The 20,903-nt window shown below is 36.4% G+C and carries 20 protein-coding genes; 10 read left to right on the forward strand and 10 right to left on the reverse strand.

What is annotated here, in order from left to right; translation table 11 throughout:
- Window positions 1-4: 4 nt before the first annotated feature.
- The 9 genes from A9G47_RS06935 to A9G47_RS06975 form a co-directional block, all read right to left on the reverse strand.
- Window positions 5-2,512, reverse strand: coding sequence for a type VI secretion system Vgr family protein (locus A9G47_RS06935; RefSeq protein WP_065642518.1), 2,508 nt, complete (start codon window positions 2,510-2,512; stop codon window positions 5-7).
- A 634-nt stretch (window positions 2,513-3,146) separates the two neighbouring features.
- Window positions 3,147-4,103: a flagellar hook-associated protein FlgL gene (flgL, locus tag A9G47_RS06940; RefSeq protein WP_065566406.1), complete on the reverse strand. Its 957-nt coding sequence runs from the start codon at window positions 4,101-4,103 to the stop codon at window positions 3,147-3,149.
- Window positions 4,104-4,117: 14 nt separating this feature from the next.
- The gene (gene flgK / locus A9G47_RS06945; protein WP_065642519.1) at window positions 4,118-5,761 is read right to left on the reverse strand and encodes a flagellar hook-associated protein FlgK; all 1,644 of its coding nucleotides are present in this window, start codon (window positions 5,759-5,761) and stop codon (window positions 4,118-4,120) included.
- 211 nt (window positions 5,762-5,972) lie between these two features.
- The gene (motB, locus tag A9G47_RS06950; RefSeq protein WP_065566404.1) at window positions 5,973-6,866 is read right to left on the reverse strand and encodes a flagellar motor protein MotB; all 894 of its coding nucleotides are present in this window, start codon (window positions 6,864-6,866) and stop codon (window positions 5,973-5,975) included.
- Between the two features lie 2 nt (window positions 6,867-6,868).
- Window positions 6,869-7,753 (reverse strand): flagellar motor stator protein MotA, encoded by an 885-nt coding sequence (gene motA / locus A9G47_RS06955; protein ID WP_065642520.1) that lies wholly within the window; start codon window positions 7,751-7,753, stop codon window positions 6,869-6,871.
- A 64-nt stretch (window positions 7,754-7,817) separates the two neighbouring features.
- Window positions 7,818-8,423 (reverse strand): flagellar transcriptional regulator FlhC, encoded by a 606-nt coding sequence (gene flhC / locus A9G47_RS06960; RefSeq protein ID WP_065566402.1) that lies wholly within the window; start codon window positions 8,421-8,423, stop codon window positions 7,818-7,820.
- Window positions 8,424-8,436: 13 nt separating this feature from the next.
- Complete coding sequence (gene flhD, locus A9G47_RS06965) at window positions 8,437-8,766, reverse strand: flagellar transcriptional regulator FlhD (RefSeq protein WP_065566401.1); 330 nt, start codon at window positions 8,764-8,766, stop codon at window positions 8,437-8,439.
- Between the two features lie 177 nt (window positions 8,767-8,943).
- Entirely contained in the window at window positions 8,944-9,660 is a 717-nt protein-coding gene (locus A9G47_RS06970; RefSeq protein ID WP_065566400.1) for an RNA polymerase sigma factor FliA, read from the reverse strand.
- A 177-nt stretch (window positions 9,661-9,837) separates the two neighbouring features.
- Window positions 9,838-10,653: a flagellin N-terminal helical domain-containing protein gene (locus A9G47_RS06975; protein ID WP_065566399.1), complete on the reverse strand. Its 816-nt coding sequence runs from the start codon at window positions 10,651-10,653 to the stop codon at window positions 9,838-9,840.
- Between the two features lie 335 nt (window positions 10,654-10,988).
- On the opposite strand from A9G47_RS06975, the gene fliD reads away from it, so the two are divergent.
- The 4 genes from fliD (at window position 10,989) to A9G47_RS14240 (ending at window position 13,671) form a co-directional block, all read left to right on the forward strand.
- Window positions 10,989-12,422 carry a flagellar filament capping protein FliD gene (fliD, locus tag A9G47_RS06980; protein ID WP_065642521.1) on the forward strand — a complete coding sequence of 478 codons (1,434 nt, stop codon included), beginning with the start codon at window positions 10,989-10,991 and terminating at the stop codon, window positions 12,420-12,422.
- A 10-nt stretch (window positions 12,423-12,432) separates the two neighbouring features.
- On the forward strand, window positions 12,433-12,813 hold the full coding sequence (gene fliS, locus A9G47_RS06985) for a flagellar export chaperone FliS (protein ID WP_065566397.1): 381 nt from the start codon (window positions 12,433-12,435) through the stop codon (window positions 12,811-12,813).
- 12 nt (window positions 12,814-12,825) lie between these two features.
- Window positions 12,826-13,173, forward strand: a complete 348-nt coding sequence (locus A9G47_RS06990; RefSeq protein WP_065566396.1) for a hypothetical protein — start codon at window positions 12,826-12,828, stop codon at window positions 13,171-13,173.
- 360 nt (window positions 13,174-13,533) lie between these two features.
- Complete coding sequence (locus A9G47_RS14240; protein ID WP_176700671.1) at window positions 13,534-13,671, forward strand: hypothetical protein; 138 nt, start codon at window positions 13,534-13,536, stop codon at window positions 13,669-13,671.
- Window positions 13,672-13,734: 63 nt separating this feature from the next.
- Here the strand turns inward: A9G47_RS14240 and fliE are convergent, their stop codons facing one another.
- The gene (gene fliE / locus A9G47_RS06995) at window positions 13,735-14,046 is read right to left on the reverse strand and encodes a flagellar hook-basal body complex protein FliE (RefSeq protein WP_065566395.1); all 312 of its coding nucleotides are present in this window, start codon (window positions 14,044-14,046) and stop codon (window positions 13,735-13,737) included.
- Between the two features lie 176 nt (window positions 14,047-14,222).
- Here fliE and fliF point away from each other — a divergent pair, with 176 nt between their 5' ends.
- From fliF to A9G47_RS07025, 6 genes are read left to right on the forward strand one after another with little or no spacing between them, the layout of a single operon-like run.
- Entirely contained in the window at window positions 14,223-15,929 is a 1,707-nt protein-coding gene (gene fliF / locus A9G47_RS07000; RefSeq protein ID WP_065642522.1) for a flagellar basal-body MS-ring/collar protein FliF, read from the forward strand.
- Window positions 15,926-16,924 (forward strand): flagellar motor switch protein FliG, encoded by a 999-nt coding sequence (gene fliG / locus A9G47_RS07005; RefSeq protein WP_065642523.1) that lies wholly within the window; start codon window positions 15,926-15,928, stop codon window positions 16,922-16,924. Before fliF ends, fliG begins: the two co-directional genes overlap by 4 nt.
- Window positions 16,911-17,699, forward strand: a complete 789-nt coding sequence (locus A9G47_RS07010) for a FliH/SctL family protein (protein WP_065642524.1) — start codon at window positions 16,911-16,913, stop codon at window positions 17,697-17,699. Before fliG ends, A9G47_RS07010 begins: the two co-directional genes overlap by 14 nt.
- Window position 17,700: 1 nt before the next feature.
- A complete protein-coding gene (gene fliI, locus A9G47_RS07015) occupies window positions 17,701-19,074 on the forward strand; it encodes a flagellar protein export ATPase FliI (RefSeq protein ID WP_065642540.1) in 1,374 nt (457 codons plus the stop codon).
- Window positions 19,075-19,083: 9 nt separating this feature from the next.
- A complete protein-coding gene (fliJ, locus tag A9G47_RS07020; protein ID WP_065566391.1) occupies window positions 19,084-19,548 on the forward strand; it encodes a flagellar export protein FliJ in 465 nt (154 codons plus the stop codon).
- A complete protein-coding gene (locus A9G47_RS07025) occupies window positions 19,538-20,734 on the forward strand; it encodes a flagellar hook-length control protein FliK (protein ID WP_065642525.1) in 1,197 nt (398 codons plus the stop codon). The genes fliJ and A9G47_RS07025 overlap by 11 nt, the downstream gene beginning before the upstream one ends.
- The last annotated feature ends 169 nt before the right edge of the window (window positions 20,735-20,903 follow it).

Raw genomic sequence — 20,903 nt, forward strand, 5'->3', positions numbered from 1 at the left:
ACCTTTAGCCTGAAAAATCGATATGTTCACTATTTATTAATCTGATAAGCGCTATTTCAACATCACTTTTCAAGAAGTTGTCTGTGTTATTTTCTATACTTGCTGGCCCCATCTTTTGCATCACGTTACATTTAAGATACACATTATCTTGCGTGCCCAGTTCAATGCCTGCACTGCTGATTTTGATATAAGAGCCACCACAGATAAGCGTGAGTTTATCGCTGGCGGTGATAGTCACTTTGCCGTCAACGCTATCCACTTTGATATCTTGCTTAGCCGCCATATTGAGGTTGGCATTTTGGGCTTGCACTGCAATATCGCCTTGGTTGGCAAACAGTTTCATGCCTGATTTATGAGCAAATAGTCCTATTGCTTCGCCAGATGATACGGTGATGTTTTTTAATGCGGTGATATCGGTTTGGTTTTCACTGGTTAGGGTTAAGCTATTGCCTGTTGTCAGTTGGATGTTTTCTGGGCTGGTTAAGGCAATGCCTTCTTGCGCATAGGCCAGTAGGCCACTTTGAGTTAGCTCACTTAAGTTGGCTTTAAGCTGGTCTTGACTGTCGGTATCTGCGCTGTGTGCGTCGGACTGGCTAGCGGCATTTTGTAACGCTTTGGCAATCGATAAGGCATTTTCAAGTTGGCTTATTGCCGCTTGCATATCCAGTTGTTTGCCTTGTGCTTTCGGCTCGGTTTGGGTGGTTAAGTATAAGCCTTTGTTGGCAGCAATCGCCCCCCATTCATCCGTCCTCAGTTCAAAGCCTTCACCACGTTGTGCTTTTTTATTATCGACTAAATGCCCTAAATTAAGTTGGCTTTTGCCATATTCGGTGGCGAGTTTGATATGCTCTTGCCCGCGTTTATCATCCATGCGCAGTTTGTTGTTGGCGGGGGTGCGAATCACATTACGGTGTTTGTTAATGGTGGTCACATGGTCAGGGTGGGCGCTGTCGTGCATGGCATGGGCAATATACGGCCTATCGGGATTGCCATTCATAAAGGCAATCGCCACTTCCGTGCCGTCAATTAACGGGAAGTGAAAACCATAGGTGTTACCCGAATAAGGTTTGGCTAAGCGTACCCATAAGCTTTCAGTACCCTTTTTCCACGCTTTTAAGTCAAAGTTGAATTTAACTCGGTAGCGCCCGTGAGTGTCAATATAGCCATAGGTGTCATTATCAGGGCTAGTGACCCGTGCGGGTAAGGTGCCACTGACTTGTGGCCAGCGTATGGGCGCGGGGCGATAGGGTTTTAAGGCTTGATAGGGAATGGCGGTAAAGGTGAGTGCATAGGCATCAGTACGGTTACCTTGCCCTTGTACACTTAAAATGAGGATACCGTCATTAATATTCGTTAGCGGACTGCCGTTGATATTAATCCATTGACCGGGGGCAAGGTTATAGCGATTACTCTTACCTTTAATGATAATTTGCTGGCTAATCGCCTGCTCATGGCGGATTTTGGCATACCACTGACCGCTTTCAATGGTGTTATCTTGTTCAATACCGTCATCTTGCGGTGACGGGTTAGCGGTTTGTGGTTGGTTGGAGTTAGCGGCTTTATCATTTGGCTTACTCTGCTGACCTTGTCCGCTTTTATAATGCTCTTCGTAACGGTAATCAGTGCCTTGCGTGGTGGAGGTTTTCGGTTGGGTGTTGATATCGGTGAGTAAATCGGCTTTGGCATCACGGTAGTTATAGTCTTGAACGGTCACTGAGGCGGGTACCACTTCGCTATGTAAGGTGATATCCCAAACACTTTCTATGCCCGTATCGGCCATACCACTCGGCGGTTTATAGTCGATATTGGCCACCTGTGCATAGCCTTGTTCATAATCACTTAACACCATCACATCACAGTCATGCTCGGCGTGGGTTTCAAAGCGGAACCAGATACCGACATCGGCCAATAAGCGTTGAATAAATTCCAGGTCACTTTCTTGCCACTGGGTGATAAACTCCCGTTCAGGATAACTGTCTTTGAGCGCTAACCGGTAATCAATGCCGGTAAAGCCGTGACTGCGTAGCACTTCTTCAACCACACTGACCACGCTTTGATTTTGAAATATAGCACTATTTTTCCCTATCGCTAAGCGAGCTAATCGGGAAGATAACACGACTTGGTAATGAGCTTCATCTTTATTGACTGATAGCTGGCTAAATTCAGTGATAACCCCATGCAAGGTGCGTTTATTCGTCACGGCGGGCAAGTCGCTTAACGAACGAATAGCGGAAGTTAATGGCTTGTTAATAACAGGATTAAAGAAGAAAGTCGATTTTTGATTAAGGAACGCATCGGGCGATAAGGTTTTGTCAGGGCTGGTAAAGGTAATCACATAACGCCAAGGTTGGTTTAACTGCTCATTACCGTCAACATGCAAAACTGAAATTGGTGCGGTCAGCCCGTCAACGGTTAAGGTATAGCGGTTGTGACTAACGCCCCCTAAACCGGCCATTAAATGGCTAAACTCGCCACCGAGTTGCCCCAAAAGGCGATTAAGTTCATTCGACATGTTTTGCTCTCCTATTATTCCTCATAATTTATCTCGTTTGTTTTTATTTTAGTTATTATTTCATTTTATACTCATTATACTCAGCATGGCTGAGCGCAAAAAACAGACGGTTTAGCTAAAAAGCATACACTGTTTTAGTGTAAAATTTAATCTTTTTTTTAAATTGTTAAATAAATAGTGTTTAATATTAATTGTTTATATTAGTTAAATCAGTCAGTGATAACCGTTTAACGTTTTAGCTAAATAAGGGATTTAAGCCATTTGATGCTTTATGAAAAATAATTTATTAATCCCTTAAATTTAAAATGATTTTATACTGAAACGGTATAGATTCCTGAATATTTTTTACAAAAATCACTCTAATTTTTCGCCAATAAAATAGGGGGGTAATGCTTATATAAATAGCAAATTCATTCAAACAATCGAGAGAAAGTAGAAAGTGTAATATGTCATTTAATCGTGAGGTATCATCTGTAAATATTTAGCGGTTATAAAGATAGGGTGTTAAGATTAAATTCTTGATTAATCAATATAATAATGTGAGCGCATAAAGCGATTTTTGATAAAATGCCTTATGCGTTTTTAGTGAATTATTTTAATTATGAAGTGTAAACAACTCGGTGTTTTCTACACTTTATTTCATTTGAAACAGTGACATATTTTGCATGGTCATAAAGGTATATTGCGCCGCTTGTAAATTAGCTTGTAGCATGACATATTCTGAAATTGTTTCGTACCAGTCAACATCTTCAAGTTGGCTAATTTGAGTTTGAAATTCAATATCCAGTGTTTTACCTAGTGCTAATAGTCTATCAACTTCAGACAATACCGATCCGCCTTGCGCTCTAAGCGTTGAGATGTTATTAAAAGAATTATCTATTCCGTTGTGAGCCTTTGATAATCCATCCCTAAATTGTTGGACAGTCTCTTCATTGTCATAGTCTAAATCCATTTTTAACGCTTCAATTGCATAATCTATGCTTGCAAAAATATTACTTTCGGCGGGGGTTCCATCAGCTTGTTTTACATTTGCTCCCGTCATGAATACTTCAATGCCTGTAAAACTGAGTGCGATTTCTCGTGAGTCATCAATAAAAACGTTAACCGATGTTGTGCCGCCTACGTAACTTACTTCGCCAGATTCGTTTACAACAAAAGGTGGGGTGTCGTTTTTCTTGCCAGCAAAAAGATAGTTGCCATTAGTATCTTTTGAGTTGGCTAATGATAACAGTTGATCTTTTAAAACTTGTAATTTGTTGGCAAGATCTAATCTGTTTTCTTCATTTAATGTTTCGTTTGCTGCATAAACCAATGTTTCTTGAATTGTTTGAATAACGGTATTGGTTTCCGCTAAAATTGTTTCTTGACGGCTAAGTAATTTATCGGCGCTTTCACGGGTTGCTTGAAACTGTTCATTTTGCGCTTGAGCCTGTTTTATTATCAATGATTGTGATGCGCCCATCGGATCGTCAGACGGCGATAAGATCTTTTTGCCCGTGGCTAAATGCAAACCAGATTTTTGCCATCGGCTATTGGTATTTAAAATACTTTGTAAGTTTTTTTGATAAAGTGAGTTTGTACTAAGGCGCATTTTTTATCCTTTTATCATTTAGTTAAACCTAAAATGGTATCAAATATTGTTGTTGCCGCATCTATCACTTTTGCATTAGCTTGGTAATACTGCATATATACCTGCATAGAGATATATTCTTCTTCAATATTCACTCCGGATATAGATTGATTTTGTTCATAAATTTGCTGAGTAATATTTTTGCTTGATTGGGCAGATATTTTAGCCGTTTGGGTTTCACTGCCAATATAATTGACTAAACTTGTATAAGCACTTTTTAAGGTTGTTGTACCATTAACCAGTTTTTCATTTTGAATTTCTAGTAATTTGGCAACATTACGATTATCACCTGCGCCATTTTCTTCATCATTAATACCCGTTGCGAGTTTATTAACGTCTTTGACTTGTAATTGTAATGATGAGGCAATATCGGCAACGGGTTTTATCATAAACGAGTCACCAGGCATTGCATTGCCATTGATCTCAATACAAAGCCCATCAAAAATTAACTTACCATCTTCAATTTCTGGAGTGATTTGTTTATTATCAGATAATCGGGTAACAACCCAATTGTCACCATCAAATTCAATTTTATAATCAGAAGCTTTTACGTCGCAAACTGAGTTAAATTCGATTTTTGCCGAGGCATTACCTTGATTTTTTATATTGGTGATACAACTAGGGTGATTGTAGTCAAATAGCTTTTCACCCTGATTACCATTAATATCAACGCCTGACATATGCACTTCATTAAAACGTTCCGCCAAATTTAAGGCAATTAAACCTAATTGATTACGAGCTTCAGTTAATGGCCCGTCACGAAAGGTTAATAATCCGTTTAATGTGCCTGATGTAATATTTTGGCTAGTCAGTTCTTGTGTTGCTCCTGAATGATGCGTATAAATAATGGTATTTAATGTAGGATCGTCTTGCGATGGTTGCACCGATAATAGGTTAATTGAAGAGCCTTGGACTAAATTCAAGCCATTAGCCAGTGAAAGGTTATATTGCCCATTTTGTTCAGTAACGGTTATGCCAACGATTTCGCTTAACTCATTAACCAATTGATCGCGTTGGTCAAGTAATGCATTGGGTTCAAGCCCATTTCCCACCGCCTGTAAGTGTGAAATCTTTTGATTAAGTTCGGCGATTTGCTGAGTATAGGTATTAACCTTATCAATATTACTGCTTAACTCGGTATTGACATTAGCAATTTGATTTTTTAGGTTTTTTTCTGTTTTATTAAATTGATTCGTCAATGAGGTTAGATCGCTAATAACAGTTTGCTTGGTCGCGGCATCACCCGCATTTGAAGCAAGCTTATTTAAGCTTGCAAAGAGGTTATTGAGTTGTGATGAAATGCTATTATCATTTTCGGCTAATAAATTATCTACCTTTGATAATTCATTATAATAAGCTTTAATCGACCCATCTTGTGATTGTGATTGACGTAGCTGTCCTACAACAAAATGGTTAAAGGCGCGATTAACTGATGATACTGAAACACCATTACCCACAAAACCAAAACTATGTTGAGTTCCATTTGCTTGACGTAAAACTTGCTGTTGGCGATTGTAACCGATTGTATGGGCATTACTAATATTATTACTGATCACATTAAGCATATTTTGCGCTGCATTTAATCCACTAATTCCCGTATTCATCAATGAATTTGTCATAAAAACTCCTAAATATAATATATAGTTTCAGTTAATAATGTGATTATTAAAAGAAAGGGCTGTCTTCTATATCGGCGCAATTTCTCAAAACTTTAATGATTTTTTCAACTCATTAATGGATAGTTTGTCTGATTTCACTATCCAAAAAATAATGTGTTTTTATTTTTGAAATTATTTGACTATTTGATTATTTGATTATTTGATTATTTGATTATTGCTCGCTAATGGTTTTTGATTGTTTTAAAAAATCGGTACCTGTCATGTTATTTTCATTTTCAATATATTGTTGGGCATTTTTATTCAAAATTAAGATACTAATGCGACGATTAGCATCTTTGCTATAGTTTGGATTGTTTAGGCTTACTGTATCAGCTAACGCAATAATGCGAATAATCTTATTGGAATCTAAGCCACCAGCAATGAGTTCTCTTCTTGATGCATTGGCTCTATCTGCTGATAATTCCCAATTACTATAGCCACGATCCCCTGTTATATATTGCCGCTCATCGGTATGGCCAGATAAAGTGATTTTATTCGGTAATGAATTAATAATAGGCGCCAGTGCGTGCAAGATTTCTTGCATATTGGGATCAATGGATGTGCTACCAACACCAAACATGGGTTTATCATCGGAAGCTAAAATTTGAATCCGTAATCCGAGTTCAGTTAATTCAATAATAAGATTAGGCGCTAAGCTTTTAAGGCGATTATCTATTTCAAACGTTTCATAAATTTTACGTGCAGCTTCAAGAAGTAGATTTCTTTCAATATGTAGCTGCTCATATTCATTTTGTGATGCATTTAACATATGGGTTTTTTCTTCGCCAATTTGCTTACTCACATCATCGCCACCACCAGGAATCGGGCTTTCACTGTCGCTAAGGTTTTTCCCACCATTGTAGCCAAGAATTAAGGGCGTTCTGAAGTATTCAGCAATACCTTTTAATTCTTGTGGCGTTGATGTAGAAATTAGCCACATAACTAAAAATAGCGCCATCATTGCGGTCATAAAGTCGGCGTAAGCGATTTTCCACGAACCGCCGTGATGCCCACCGCCGTGCCCCGATTTTTTTTTGACAATTATTCTTACAGACTTATCTTTCATTATTAATTATTTTCATTTTGATTCGTGTTTTTGTCTTTAACTTCTTGTATGTATTGTTCTAATTCAAAAAATGACGGTCTTTCATGAGAGAAAAGTGTTTTGCGTCCAAATTCAATACAAATTTGAGGGGCATAATCATGCATACTGGCAAGAAGAATCACTTTGGTGCACTCTAACATTTTAACCACGCCAGCGTTTCTTTGCTTCAATAAGGCAGCTAGTGGTGACACGAAACCATAGGCAAGTAAGATCCCTAAAAAAGTCCCCACCATCGCATGGGCAATAAGTTCACCAAGTTCACTTGCTGGTCGATCTGCTTGCGCTAAGGTATTAATAACGCCCATGACCGCGGCAACAATACCAAATGCCGGTAAACCATCACCAATACTTGAAATGGCATCAACGGGTTTTTCCAGTTCATGAACGAAGGTTTCAATTTCTTCGCTCATGAGTGTTTCGATCTCAAATACATCCATATTGCTACTAATCATAAGTCGTAAATAATCAGTGATAAAGTCGCAGATTCTAGGGTTAGCTAAAATCTGTGGATAGGCTTTAAATAATTCACTTTCATGTGGATTATCAATATCAGCCTCAATGGATAATCCTCCACTTTGTCGGATCTTCGTTAATACGCTGTACATTAAATTAATTAATGTTAAATAAAGCGCTTTATTATATTTAGAGGTTTTAAATAGTTGTCCTAAAGATTGTAGTGTGGCTTTGATGACTTTCATTTCATTACTAACAATAAAAGCACCAACGGCTGCGCCTCCAATAATTAACAATTCGAGTGGTTGAAACAGTACGGCTAAATAACCGCCACTTAGCACATAACCAAGTAGTGCCGAGGCGATAACGACAATATAACCTATAATGATTAGCATTGGTTTTCTTCTTTCTCCATAAAATAACAGCTAAATTGCTTTAATACTTATTTTTAATACTTATTTAAGCAGTGATCTGTCTGGTCGTTGATGAATTTAAATAACTTGGTCTTGATAACACTTTCATGCATCTTTCGTCATTTTCTTTTTGAGTTTTATTATTTTTATCTGCTCTTGACGGTGGTTGACATAAGCTACAAGTAAAAGTATTTCGCGGATGATAAGCATGAGTAATAAAAAGCCCACGGCATTCCGTGCAACAGGATTGTTGCATCACCTTTTTTTCAACAAATTTGACTAAAATCCAAGCTCTAGTCAGCCCTAAAACAGGTTCTTCTTTATGCGAACATTGACATTGCTCTAAATAAAGTTGATAAGCTTTTAAAATAGTTTGAATGCCTGACTTGAGCCCATTTCTCACTAAAAACGCATAAGCATTATAAAATATACTGGCATGAATATTCGGTTCCCATGTCATAAACCACGATGTCGAAAAAGGCAATAAACCTTTAGGCGGTGGGCAGCCTTGAATCTCTTTATACAGTTTTATCAGTTTGTTTCGGCTTAAATTCGTTTCGCTTTCTAACATTTGAATTCTGCCACCAAGGGAAATCAATTTGATAGCGAGTTGGGTTTCTTTATATTTTTGAATAATACTTGTACCTGTCATCGTCATTCCTTAGCTACTTATTGATTGAATCTAATAGCAAACTTGATAAAAGAATCCCTGTATGCATCTGTTTTATATCTCTGACGCGGGATTCTTCTGTTAGTTTTTTCATCATTTCTGCATTTTCAAATCTTAGCTGAAATATGAGCTGATTGGTTTCGGATAAAACTAACATCTGAGCAGTACTTAAATGGCTAAGTATGTCAGCGGTTTGTTCATCAATACCTAATCGATACATTGCCATTACTTTATCTTTCTCAAGCATACGCTGGCTTAACAGTAGTGTTGAAAGATTTAAATGATGTATACATTTAAGAATATCGTCATCTAGTGTGTTTCCCAATTTAGTCACCAACCTATATCTGTTTTTCGCATAAAAAAACGAAAATTAGTAAAATTAAAGTTAAATATTTTTTTCTGCGCCTAAAGTTACATTTTTAAACGCGAAAGGTCAATAAAAAAATAATTTCAATTTATTTTCGATTGATTTCGATTTATTTAACTTATTTTTCTATTTTTTCTAACAGGAAACTTTACTTTGTATTCTTTTTATTGCTTGGCTATGCAATTGGCTTACTCTTGATTCACTAATATTCATTACCTTACCAATCTCTTTTAAATTAAGATCTTCTTGGTAATAAAGTGCTAGGACAAGTTTTTCCTTTTCTGGTAGATTTTCAATTTGTTGGTTAATGATGGTGTAATTTTCATCGCTGATAATTGCCGAAAAAGGATTATTATCCTCGCCATGCTCAATGATGGCATCAATGTTATCGCCTAACTTTAGTTGGATCTCATCAAATGAGCCTATCTGGCTATAATTCGAATCTAATAAAATTTTATGATATTCAGTAAGGGATAATTGCAAATATTCGGCAATCTGATGATCGTTAGGAGCGACGCCTAATGTTTTCTCTAATTCATTGATTGCCGCTGTGACATCTTTTATTTTTTTGCGAGTTTGTCTTGGTAACCAATCTCGGCTACGTAGTTCATCTAACATTGCCCCTTGTATCCTTGGAATGGCAAAGGTTGCAAAAGTATTACCTTGAGTGGCATCATAACGTTTGATTGTGTCTAATAAACCGATATAGCCAACTTGTAATAAATCGTCTAGCTCAACGGTAGTCGGCAAACGAACTGCTAATTTTAAAGCTTCATTACGTACCAAATGAATATATTGTTTCCAATCGATTTGGTTTATTACACCATATGAGTTATATAAGCTATCATCCATTTTTTGAACCAATGTTAAGAAAAATGCCGAATAGTATTATGACGATAGTTAATGAATTTAATGGGCAGAATAAAGGGCGAAAAAATAGTTAATTATAATTATTAGCCATAACAGCATTATAAAAATACTGTTATGACTATGTGTAAAGTTTGAATGATCAAAAATGGGTAATTACAATTATTGTAATAAAGAAAGTACTGATTGTGGTACTTGGTTAGCTTGAGCTAGTACTGAAGTACCTGCTTGTTGCAAGATTTGACCACGAGTCATGTTTGAAACTTCTGTTGCATAATCAGCATCTTCAATACGGCTACGCGCAGAACTTAAGTTGTTTACAGTATTATTGATGTTGTTTACTGTTGATTCGAAACGGTTTTGTACCGCACCAAGTTGACCACGTAAAGCATCAATTTTTGATAATGCTTCATCAATTGTTTTTAATGGATCTGCGGTTAGGTCTTCACCTGAAATTTTAAATCCATTTAAACCAAGTTCAGTACTATCAATTTTTTTCAAATGGATTTCAATAGTTTCACCATCGTTTGCACCCACTTGAATTTTAAGCGTTTTATCTTCTGATAATACTTTAGAGCCGTTGAAATCAGTTTGTTTAGAAACACGATCGATTTCATCTAAACGTTGATCGATTTCATTTTGAATTGATACTAAATCGCTTTCAGAGTTGGTACCATTGGCTGCTTGAACGGTTAATTCACGAATACGTTGTACGTTGTTGTTGATTTCGTTTAACGCACCTTCAGTAGTTTGCGCAAGAGAGATACCATCATTTGCATTACGTGCCGCTTGCGTTAAGCCTTTAATGTTTGATGAAAAACGGTTAGCAATTGCTTGGCCTGCTGCATCGTCTTTTGCGCTATTAATACGCATACCAGATGAAAGACGCTCAATAGATGTGCTAAGAACGCTTTGAGAATTGTTAAGGTTATTTTTTGCCATTAAAGACATTGTATTAGTATTAATTACTTGAGCCATTTTTATCTCCGTTAATATGAATAGTAAAACCAACGATATATTGAAATAAAATTCAATATCCTTGCTGATAAATTACTTATCGGTAACAAATTAGGGAACTTTAATATTTTTAATGATTATCTTTTTTCAAAAAAGCCATTTAGCTTTAAATTATCTTTATATTTCGATATAAATCATGGTGTTATTTTTTTAAATAAATTTTAAATCCACCTTTTTTTTAACGAAAGAACAACAATAATCCTATACATAAAATAAATGTTGTGTTGCTAGCTAAATTTTTTAAAAAGTTAGCCGATATAAACAATATTGAATAATTGTTATAGGTAGACTAAGTCATGGCAATGAGTGCATTAGGAATAGGTTCGGGAATCGATCTTAATGAAATTTTAAATCAATTAGAAGCCGCCGAAAAAACGCGCCTAACACCAATTGTAACGCAACAAAAAGCGATTAATGCAAAAATCAGCGGTTTTGGTAAGTTAAAAAGTGCGTTAACAACGTTTAATACCGCCACAGCAAAACTTCAAAAAAAGGACTTATTTGAAGGTCGATCTGTGACAGGCAATGATAATTATTTTTCGGTGAATGCTAATAGTAAAGCCGCATTGGGTAATTATCCTGTTAGTGTTGAGCAATTAGCGTCATCTCATCGTATTGCAACATCGACAATCAATGATAAAAACGCCAAATTAGGCAATGATAATCAAACCCGAACTATTACCATTGAACAAGCAAATGGCAATAAGCTTAATGTCACGCTATCTCAAGATGAAACATCCTTAGAATCCATAGCTAATGCTATTAATAATGCTCAAGTGATTAATGAAGATGGCACAACAAGCCCTTCAACAATGAATGCGGCAATTGTCCGTTCGGGCACTGATAGCTACCAATTAGTGATTACCTCGAAAGAAACAGGTGAACAACAAGCCATCACGTCTATTTCATCAGATGATGATCAGCTAAACAATATTATCGGTTTTGACATTAATCAGGCGAATAATAGCCACATGATCGAAGTAGAAAAAGCGCAAGATGCTAAATTTTCGTTTAATGGTATTGCAATAACCAGTGGGTCTAATACGGTTAAGGATGTTATTGCCGGTGTTGATATTACCTTAAAACAGACCACACCAACTAGCCAAAGCCTTGCTATAACGGCTGATCATGAAAAAGCGGAAGAGGCCATAAAAGAATGGGTAGATGCATTTAATCAATTACAAACAACGATTTCATCATTAACTAAGTTTACTGCAGAAGATACAAATTCAAAAGAATTAAACAGTAGTAATGGTCCACTTATTGGTGATTCAACGTTACGTAATATAGATCAAAGTATTCGTTCAATCTTTGCCAAAGGGCAATCAGGCGAATTTGCTGTTTTGTCGCAAATAGGCATCAATATGGACAAAAGTGGCCAGTTAACGATCAAAGAAAATGAGCTGAAAAAAGCACTCAATGAAAACAGCGATGCGGTAATGATATTATTTACTGGTGATGGTGAAAAAACGGGTATTGCTAACGAAGTTTTTGCAAAAGTGAGTGGATTTATTGATAGCGATGGCATGATTGATTCAGCAACTAATGGGTTAAATTCTACCTTAAAATCATTAGAGAAACGCCATGAACAAGTGAGCAACTCTATTGAACAAACTATTGAACGTTATAGGGTGCAATTTACCAAATTAGATATTTTAATTAACGAGTTAGATAGTATGAGTAATTATTTAACAACCCAATTTGACATGATGGCAAATTTAAAAAAATAGGGGGTAAATAATGTATCAATTAGGTTCTAAGGCCTATGAGCAAGTGAATTTAGAAACGCGTGTTAGCCAAGCATCGCCTCATCAATTGATCGTATTATTGTTTGATGGTGCGCTTAACGCAATTAAATTAGCTAGCTTGTATATTCAAAAAGGCAATATTGTCGGTAAAGGTAATGCCATTTCTAAAGCGATTAATATTGTTGATAATGGGCTTAAAAGCTGTCTAGATTTAGAAAAGGGGGGAGAAATTGCCGAAAATTTAGATCGTCTCTATCACTATATTAGCCAACAGTTAGTTTTAGCTAATTTACATAATGATAACGAAAAGCTACAAACTTGTTATGACCTGTTAAACAATATTGCCGAATCTTGGCGTGAAATTGCAAAATAAAAAAGGATGCTTATGCAAGGAAATAAATTATTAGAACAATATGAACAATTGAATTATGTCGTTGAACAAATGTTGATTAATGCACACGATGAACATTGGGAATCATTAGTCAGTTGGCAGGCAAAATATCAACAATTGTCTGAAAATCTTATAATAACAGGCGATTTTACTAGCATGGATACATTGCCAAAACAGCATCGCGATATCATTCAGATGTATATAAAAAACATTTTAAGTTATCAACAACAATTAACTCAATTGATTATTACGCGTCATGCTCAGCTGAGAAAGATGATCGGCGAGCATGTTGATTATCAAAACAAAATCGATAACTATCAAGAAGTGGCAAGATTAATGTAAATTTGTAAACGAATTGGTTTGAGTTTTATGTATCAGATAAAGCGCAAGCCAATCCTTCTATTCAACTCGTTTTAACAAACATGTCTATTGAAAATAAACCGTTTTTTGTTTGATTATCTTCTTCTTTTCCATAAAAGATAACCGTGCCATTGGCATTGTTGGTTTGGATGCTGCTGCCAATAGTTAATTTTATTCAGGGCGATTGATTGATACTATGCTAAGTAATAGACTAGTGAATAATATTGTTGTTTGAATATTATCACGTTGAATCCTTTATGTATTTCATTGGTTGTATTTCATTGGTTGTTTTTTATTAAATAATCGCATTATGTCGCTATTTTTTTAAATAGTAGAGTAAAAATGGTAAAGTTTTTTGAGTCATCAATTGATAGCAAAAATAATATATTGCCTAGCAAAACAAGCATCAAAAATATGAGCGATGCTTATTTTAAACTTGAATTGAGTGGTGCGTTGATTAGCGCATTTAGACCAGAATGAATGGTTATCGGTAAAAGTAAAATGCAAAATTTAGGATATAAGAATGATATTCGATGCCATTAATTAAACATTCATATTCATAATTTCTTGATAAGCGGCAACCAGTTTATTACGCACTTGAATGCCAAACTGCAATGAAACCGATGATTTTTGCATATTAACCATCACTTCATTTAATGACGTATTGGGATCGCCCATTTCGAAAGCTTTAGCGTCATTATGTGCTTGTATTTGTCGCTGACTTATGCCATCTAACGCGTTTTTTAGCGCTAAATCAAAATTTTGTTTATCAGAAATAGTCGATTGTTGTGAAGTTTCTGTTAATTGATTTAAGCTAGCGAATTGAATTGAATTTAACGTATTGATTGTATTCATGTTGATAATTACGTCTTGTGTTTTTTTGTCAATGTGCCATTAAATTTATCATAAAAATAAAAAGCCAAAGGGTTTAAGTAAGGGGAAAACTACACGCTTTTCTAGCCATTGAATTTTCTAAATACATGGATAATAAACGACAGAGTAAATCTAAATAGTTTAGAATCAGGATGCCTATGACTAGCCAAACAGTCAATAATAAAGGTCAATCAATATTAAATAAATTACCTTTTGTTAATCAATTAAAACAAAACAAAAAAATGGCATTGTTAATTGCGGGTGTAATTACAATCGCAATGATGAGTTTTGTTTATTTATGGGCTAAAGATGAGCCTTACGCAGTTCTATTTAGTCATTTGAATGATAAAGATGGTGGCGAAATTATTAGCCAGCTTGATAAGATGAATATTCCTTATCAATTTTCCTCTTCTGGCACAACTATCTTAATTCCTGAAGATAAAGTTTACGATACCCGTTTACGGATTGCCCAACTAGGGTTGCCTAAAGGTGGTGCAGTTGGCTTTGAATTGCTTGATAAAGAAAGCTTTGGTATGAGCCAATTCAATGAGCAAGTTAATTATCAACGCGCTTTAGAAGGCGAATTATCAAGAACAATTGCTATCATTAGTAGTATTGATGATGCGCGAGTGCATTTAGCTATGCCTAAACCTTCTTTGTTTGTTAGAGAACGCAAATTTCCTTCAGCGTCAGTGGCATTAACATTACTCCCAGGTCGCTCATTATCGCAAGGTCAAATTGATGGCATTATTCATTTGATTTCAAGTAGTGTACCGGAATTACAGCCCGATAAAGTCACAATTATTGATCAGCGAGGCAATTTATTAACTGGTGAAAGCTATCGTGACAGAAGCGCGAATGTTGCGCAGTTGGAGTTTAGTGAGCGGATTGAAAACAGCGTTCGTGAGCGAGTAGAAAAAATTATTATTCCTATTTTGGGTAAAAATAACGTCAAGGTACAAGTGAATGCGGATGTTGATTTTAGTCGCCAAGAATCGACATCAGAAACGTATGATCCTAATAGCAATATTGCGAATCAAACCATTCGTAGTAAACAGCAAGTCGAAAATCATCAATCAGCAACAAGCTATGGTATTGGCGGGGTGCCAGGTGCGTTATCTAATCAACCTGTACCAACACCTAGTGCACCGATCGATGAAAACGATGAATCGATTGGAAAAAATAATAAACAACAACCTTACAACTTACAATCGAATAATACCGTTAATTTTGAAGTAAATAGACAAGTTATACGTAGCCAAATACCTGAAGGACGGGTTAAACGTTTATCGGTCGCTGTTTTGGTTAATTATAAATTTGTCACCATTGAGCCAGATGAGGATAAATCTGATGATGACAGCAAGTCATCTTCTATAACAGAACAATGGGTAAAGTTAGATAACGATGAGCTGAAAAATATTGAAGCATTAGCACGCCAAGCAATGGGCTTTTCTGATTTACGTGGCGATACATTGACGGTTGCAAATTTGAAATTTACTGATCAATTATTTGATGACAACGAAAATATCGCATTTTGGAAAACAAATGAATTTTATGACTCCGTTAAAAATGCAGTTAAATATTTAATTTATATTGCTATTTTATGGGTTTTATGGCGTAAGGTATTACGATCGTTCTGGATAAAATTACAAAGACAGCTTCTTAACAGTAATGGTCAAACATCTGATATTGAGCTATCAGCGGAAGAAAAATTAGATTATAAAGCACACAGTAAACAGCAACACAAAATGTTTGAAGATAATATGCAACAACAACAGCACATACGAAAAATTGTTGAGAAAGAGCCTCGTGTAATGGCATTAATTATTCGTAGCTGGATGAGTAAGGAGGACACTAACCAATGATTTTAAGTGAATCTCAGAAAGCGGCTGCCATTTTAATGGTATTAGGCGAAGGGCTGGCGGCGCAAGTAATGCAACATCTTAGCCAAAAAGAAGTGCAACAAATTAGTAGTGCGATGATGTCGTTGCCTCAGTTTTCTCAAGAACAGTTGAAAGGCATACTTAATGAGTGTCAAGTGGCGCTTGAAGAGTGCGCTGTTTTAAATACTGATCCCAATGGTTATTTACGCTCAATATTGGGGCGTTCACTGGGTAGTGAAAAAGCGGAACGTTTACTTGATGAACTTTTATCTACTGAACAAGAAGAAGCTACCGATGGTCTTGAAATGCTCAATTATGTTGATGCAACAAGAGCGGTTGACTTAGTGAAGAAAGAGCACCCTCAAATTATAGCAACGATTCTTGTTCATTTAAATCGTGATTTAGCGGCAGAAATTCTAAACTTATTTGATGATGAATTACGTAACGATGTTATGTTACGTATTGCAACCTTTGGGGGGGTTGAGCCTTCAGCGCTTCAATTGCTTTCAACTTCACTATCAACCTTATTACACGGACAAAATATTAAACTTAATAATTTAGGTGGAGTACGTACCGCAGCAGAAATTATTAACTTAATGAAAACACAACAAGAAGAACAAGTTATTAATGCATTACGTGATTATGATGGTGAATTAACGCAAAAAATTATTGATGAAATGTTCTTGTTTGAAAATCTTGTTGAAGTGGATAACCGAAGTATCCAACGCTTACTTAAAGAAATCGATAATGAGATGTTAATCATTGCATTGAAAGGTGCAACGGTTGAATTACGTGACAAACTATTAAGTAATATGTCACAGCGTGCGGCTTCGATTTTACGTGAAGACTTAGAAAATCGACCGCCAGTACGATTATCACAAGTTGAAACTGAACAGAAGAAAATTTTGGCTATTGCGCGTCGATTAGCCGAAAGTGGTGAAATGATTTTAACTAGCGGTGATGATGAATATGTATAATCAGCCCGATAGCTTAAATTGGGAACCGCTCAACTTTCGTGATTTGGCATTATCCGATCTATCTGAATCAAGCCAAAACACGATGACAGAGCAAGTAGAGGATAATCAAATAAAGCTTCAGGTTGAGCCTGATCTTGAATCAATCGCTGCTAGCCCTGACCCTCGTGTTATTGAAAAAACATGGGAACAGTTAAAGCAAGAAGTAGAAGCACAAGCTTATAAAGAAGGTTTTAATTTAGGGCGCGATGAGGGCTTTGAGAAAGGCTTTAATGAAGGTAAGCAAGCGGGTTATGAGCAGGGGTATCTTGTTGGGCAACAACAAGGGCGTGAGCAAATTGAACAGCAACTTAATGAAGAAAAGCTTAAAACTGCTCATGCTATAGCCAGTTTAGCCACTAATTTTCAGCAATCAATTAATGAAATTGATGAATTAATTGTACCTAAATTGTTTGATTTGGCGTTAATTGCGGCACAAAAGACGGTAGGTAGCCTCGCTAAAATAAAACAAAAACAGTTAATTCACACAATACAAACATTAGTTGAGCAGTGCTCAATTTTATCAGAACCTATGCCGTTGCATCTTAATCCAGCCGATTTGCAATGGCTAGAGCCCATGCTTAATGACGACAACCAACAATATCACTGCCAATTAATTGCCAATCCTAGCATTGAAGTGGGTGGCTGCAAAATTTTTACAGATACCAACGAAATTGACACCAATATCAATGACCATTGGCAAATGATATCGGATTGTTTACATGGAGATGATCATTAATATGCGGTTTTCTGCTCAATGGGTCGCCAAAATTAATCAAGGTATAGATCAATTGCAATCGCTACCTTTAATTCATCAATATGGGCGGTTAGTAAAGGCATCGGGATTGGTTCTTGAAGCTGTCGGATTAAAATTGCCGTTGGGATCTAATTGTTTAGTAGAGCGACAAACAAATGGTCAAATTGAGGCCGTTGAGTGTGAAGTCGTTGGTTTTAATGATAAAACAATTTACTTAATGCCATTTGAATCCACTGACGGCATTTTATTAGGCGCTCGTGTTTATACCAAGCAATATGATTTAGCGCACTTTAGTCATAAAGCATTACCCATGGGAATGGGGTTGTTAGGGCGAGTTGTTGATGCTATGGGTAAACCGTTAGATAGTCAACCGTTACCCGAAGAGATTGAGTTTGGGGGATTATCTCATAAATCGATTAACCCATTACAGCGCACGCCAGTTCACCAAGTGCTTGATGTTGGCGTTAGAGCCATTAACGCGTTATTAACGGTTGGTAAAGGACAGCGGATGGGGTTATTTGCTGGTTCTGGCGTTGGAAAAAGCGTTTTACTTGGCATGATGGCACGTTACACCCAAGCCGATATTATTGTTGTCGGGTTAATCGGTGAGCGGGGGCGAGAAGTTAAAGATTTTATCGAAAATATTTTAGGTGAAGAGGGATTAGCACGAGCGGTTGTTGTTGCCGCACCAGCGGATGTTTCGCCATTATTGCGCTTACAAGGCGCTGCTTATGCGACTAAAATCGCCGAAAATTTCCGCGATAAAGGGTTTAATGTGTTACTGATTATGGACTCTTTAACGCGTTATGCCATGGCACAACGTGAAATTGCGTTAGCAATAGGAGAACCACCCGCAACGAAAGGTTACCCACCTTCGGTTTTTGCAAAATTACCCGCCTTGGTTGAAAGAGCAGGCAATGACGAAAGCGGAAAAGGCGCCATTACGGCATTTTATACGGTATTGACAGAAGGTGATGATCAGCAAGATCCGATTGCCGATTCAGCTAGAGCCATACTCGATGGGCATATTGTTTTGTCGCGCTCACTTGCTGAGTCTGGCCATTACCCCGCTATTGATATCGAGGCCTCAATCAGTCGAGTGATGACCGATCTTACCGCACCAGAGGATGAAAAAAAATCAAGGTTGTTTAAACAGTTATTTTCAAGTTTTCAACGAAATCGCGATTTGATTAATGTTGGTGCTTATGTGTCTGGCACCGATCCTTTATTGGATAAGGCGATTATGCTGTTTCCTGCTATGCAAAAATTTTTACAGCAAGGAATTCATGAGCATTGTAGTTATCAAGATGCTTATCAACAATTAGTGAATATTGTCGAACCCAAATTAGCTAGTTAGGACTGAGTAATGGTAAATAAAAATTCTGGGCAATTTGCTTTTTTAACACTAAAAAAATTGGCGCAAAAATCGGTAGACGACACTTTACTTAAGTTAAAAAAAGCCCATGAAAATCATCGTAATGCACAATCACAATTGAATGTATTAAATGATTATTATGATGAGTACCAACAAAAATTAAATAATGCCTTATCTCATGGTATTAATGGATGCCAATTAAGTAATTTTAATGCATTTATTTCAACCCTTGAAAAAGGCATTGAACAGCAAAAAAAAGTATTGTTAACGTTGGATGTTAAGCAAAAGCAAATAACCCATCAACTTAATCAATCACAAAAAAACTTGAACACTTATACAACATTATTAGACAAGCAATATAAAAAACAGTTACAGCAACAAAGCCGTTTGCAACAAAAACTGACTGATGAATTTGCACAGCTACAACTAGCAAGGAGAGTATTAAATGAATATTAATCTTATTAATGATTTAAATCTTACCCCATCTCATCAATCACAATCAGTTGAAACGGATGTAATTGCAAGTGATAGTGATGGCTTTCAACAATTATTGCAACAGAGTGAAAAGCAAAGCCAACAAGGCAAAAAAATCATTCATGCTGAGTTAAATGTTATTGATGATACGCACGAAGATCATGATGCTGATATGATCATTATGGCTATCAATCCTTTTTATATACAAACTATTGAACAAGAAAAACAAGATGTTGTCAGCGCAGCACAAAATAGTGAGGCAAAAACCAAGCCCAATTTATCGATAACAAATCCTCTAAACACTGACATTTTAGAGGCGGATGTATTCGATAATTTATCGTCAGAAACGTTAATTAATGATCAGCCAACACAGCTACTGGCCTCTATTTATGACAGTGAGAATTTAATCAATAAAGCAACACAGCAAACAGATGCCATGCCATTGTCTGACAATCACCAAGCGATAGCCACTGATCTGGTGCATAAAAAAGCCACAAGAATTAAAAATGATGTGAGTAATACGCATTTTAATCCAACGAATAATACACAAAATGCTAGCGACATTAGGCAAAAAGCGATGGCAGATCAAACACCATTTATAACAAATAATGACGATCAAGGTGCGATTTTGCATATCAATCCCGAATCAGCTTTAACAACCCATGCCAATGGGCAAAATGCATTATTACCGTCAGCTAATGCTAGCACGACATCAGCAACACTAAATATGTCGATGCAAGCAAATACTACGCAATGGCAAAATTCATTAACAGAACAAATTATTATGTTTAATCGGCAAGGTATTCAATCTGCCAACATAAATTTGCACCCACAAGAATTAGGCTCATTACACATTAAACTTGCGATGAGCGATGATAAGATGAATCTTCATATGATGGCAGCACATGGTGTTGTTAAAGGTCTGTTAGAATCGGCACTGCCTTTCTTAAAAACATCATTAGCTGAGCAAGGCATTACCCTAGAACAAGCAGATATTGGTGACTTTTCGATGATGAGTGATTCGCAACAATCTGCTATGTATCAGCAAACCCAACACAATCAGTCACATAGCGCCCTAACGTTAGATCCAGAGACAAACGATATTAATGTTGAACAAATCCGTGTTGAAAATAGCCCACAAAAATCAGCACTCAGCATATTTGCTTAACGATTAAAATTGCTATTTATTGTACAAATTGGGGATTAGAGAAGATGAAACGTTTAAATAGGTCATGTTTTGTTGCCTATTCTTCAAATCAATTTTAAAAATATGATTTATTATTCTTGTCACTATAGCCAATTAATGGATTATAAATTTTTTTAAATTTTTATAGAGA

Source organism: Gilliamella sp. WF3-4, assembly GCF_001690275.1.
Lineage (GTDB): Bacteria > Pseudomonadota > Gammaproteobacteria > Enterobacterales > Orbaceae > Gilliamella > Gilliamella apicola_C.